The sequence below is a fragment of the Neisseria sp. HMSC067H09 genome (assembly GCF_001814135.1).
Taxonomy (GTDB): Bacteria; Pseudomonadota; Gammaproteobacteria; order Burkholderiales; family Neisseriaceae; genus Neisseria.
The window spans coordinates 1-1930 of sequence record NZ_KV814950.1; the positions used below are offsets into that span (position 1 = coordinate 1).

Annotated in this window: 2 protein-coding genes; both read right to left on the reverse strand. The window is 57.6% G+C overall.

Annotation, left to right across the window (positions count from 1 at the left end; all coding sequences use genetic code 11):
• Positions 1–235: 235 nt before the first annotated feature.
• Positions 236–1279 carry an NAD(P)H-dependent flavin oxidoreductase gene (locus HMPREF2954_RS11145; protein ID WP_045075544.1) on the reverse strand — a complete coding sequence of 348 codons (1044 nt, stop codon included), beginning with the start codon at positions 1277–1279 and terminating at the stop codon, positions 236–238.
• Positions 1280–1584: 305 nt separating this feature from the next.
• On the reverse strand, positions 1585–1930 hold a 346-nt coding region (locus HMPREF2954_RS11150; protein WP_321178168.1), incomplete at its 5' end, for a YadA C-terminal domain-containing protein.

Here is a 1930-nt window from a genome sequence, read left to right on the forward strand (position 1 = left end):
AGTTGCACTTCAAATGCGAATCCGCCGACCTTTTATTTAACCCGACAAGCCAGGAATAATCCAGTCCGTAGCGTGGGCTTTGCCCACGAACCTGCTGTCCGACAATCTGAATCGGGCGGTTATCTTTGATATTCATTTCGCGGGCAAAGCCCACGCTACCGGGCGCCTGGAAACCTAGTTCACATTTTCAGACGACCTTGTTTGCCATGTCCGCCTTGCTCGTATTCAAACCGTCCTAACGCTCGATACTGCCACAAAGCCGCTCGACAATTTCCGCCGCGCTGCCGGGGCGGCACAATCCTGCGTTTTGTCCTGCCCAAAATGGGGAAAAGTCGTAGCAGCCTTGTTTTTCGGCGGCGGCTTTCAATGCGCCGGCGGCTGCGCCTGCCAAGGGGAACGGAAGCGCTGCGTCATTCATCGGACCGGCTTCGCGTATGAAGCGGTTGTAAAGTCCGCGCGCCGCGCCGCCGCTGAACAAGTTGGTCACCACGGTATCTTCGGGACGGGCGGTTTGGATGGCGGCGCGGTGGGCAGGTTTGGTCAGGGCTTCGTCTGCGAGCAGAAAGGCGGTTCCGACCTGCACTGCGGACGCGCCCAATCCCAACGCGGCGCGGATGGCGGCGGCATCGGAAACGCCGCCTGCGGCTATGACAGGCAGGCGCACGGCCTTGCGGACGGCGGGCAACAGGGCGAACAAGCCGCTTTGGCTGTCGGGATTGCGGTTTAAAAACCATCCCCGATGACCGCCCGCCTCCCACGCTTGGGCAATCACGACATCCGTGCCGTTTTGTTCCAGCCAAACGGCTTCTTCGACCGTCGTCGCGCTGCTCCACACTTCCGCGCCCGTCGCTTTGACGCGATGCAAGTATTCGGGCGAGGGCAAGCCGAAGTGGAAGCTGACGACAGGCGGGCGGTAACGCTCCACACATGCCAACGCGTCGGCACCAAACGGCTGCCGCCCGCCGCCGCTGGGAATGTCGTTTTCCGCCAGCCCGTAAGCCTCGAAATACGGGCGCAACACGCCAAACCATGCGTCCTGTTGCGCACGGTCGGCAGACGGCGTGCGGTGGGCGAAAAAATTAAGGTTGTACGGACGGCCTCCGCCCTCCTGCTTCATCCGTGCCAACGCTTTTTCCAAACCCGCCGCGTCGTACATCGCTCCCGCCAACGAACCCAAAGCGCCGGTTTTGCCGACAGCCAAAGGCAGCTCTGTGTCATGCGCAAACGCCATCGGTGCTTGAATCAGCGGATAGCGCAGTGAGGATAAAATGCGGCTCATGTCTGTTTCTCCTTGTTATTTGTTTCGTCTGTTTTGTCAGCCGGTTTGAATGTTTTTAAATGTTGAATAGCAGGCTAACGATGTGGCACAAACCCGATTTTGCCACAAAAAATAGTCGGATATGCTGCAAGGTCGTCTGAAAACGAACCGCCGCGTTTTGTGTTAAGCGAGTGTTTGCGAAACCGAATATGTTTGGAAAGCAAACCCCGTCCCATTTAATCCATATAGAAAAAGGTCGTCTGAAAACCTTGTTTCGGGTTTTCAGACGACCTTTGCTTTGCCTTCAAACAGGCTTTACAACGGAATTACCATTGGTAGCCGACACCTGCGGTCGCGCCGTAGTGGCCGCGTGAGTTTCCGGTAGCGGTACCTTTGATGACCCAGTTGCCGCCGTCGGAGATGCTGGAGAAGCCGACTGCGTAGCCGCTTTCACCGCGGTAAACGCCGCCTGCAACCGCCATCATGCTCTTACCCGGCAGGTAGGCTTGCGGCAGACCTGCCACCGCCATGGCTGCTGCGGTACCGGCTTTGGAGTCGCTTTCCACATTGTCGATACGTTGGTTGATTTGGTTGCCCATGTTCACCACGTAATTGCCGATGTTGGTCACGCTTTGGTTAATCGCCTGGTTGGTGTAATACAACTGGCTGCCG

Coding starts and splice junctions, on each gene's coding strand:
- HMPREF2954_RS11145 (WP_045075544.1), bottom strand. CDS start 1,279: ATGAGCCGCATTTTATCCTCACTGCGCTATCCGCTGATTCAAGCACCG.